At 31.1% G+C, this 318-nt stretch carries 1 pseudogene; it reads left to right on the top strand.

Annotation, left to right across the window (positions count from 1 at the left end):
• A pseudogene (locus HMPREF2704_RS01695) lies at positions 1-318 on the top strand (hypothetical protein); the annotation flags it as partial.

The raw sequence follows: 318 nt of genomic DNA, 5'->3' as shown, positions 1-318 counted from the left end.
GATGGAAAATCCTTGGATAGATACTACTTCGGAAATATATAATGGTGAAAAGATAATCGTTGCTACTGCGGACCTGAAGTATATTAAAAAGCTATTAAATTCAAAAAAATATCCCCCAGTAGATAAAGTAGACGATGATGCTAATGAAGAAACAAAGAAAGCAGCCAAAGAAAAATACAAACTCCGACTAAATGTTTATCCTCAACATTTTGTTGGTGATATAGATAATGCAGAAATTATAATTTTAAGTTTAAACCCAGGATACAGCACAGAATATTATGATGCTTATAAAAACAGCACTAATAAAAACGGCACTAA

This window comes from Streptococcus sp. HMSC076C09 (assembly GCF_001837905.1).
In the GTDB taxonomy this organism is placed as follows: domain Bacteria; phylum Bacillota; class Bacilli; order Lactobacillales; family Streptococcaceae; genus Streptococcus; species Streptococcus parasanguinis_I.
Note: the sequence above shows the minus strand (reverse complement) of the source record. Positions and strands in the feature narration are given on the sequence as shown.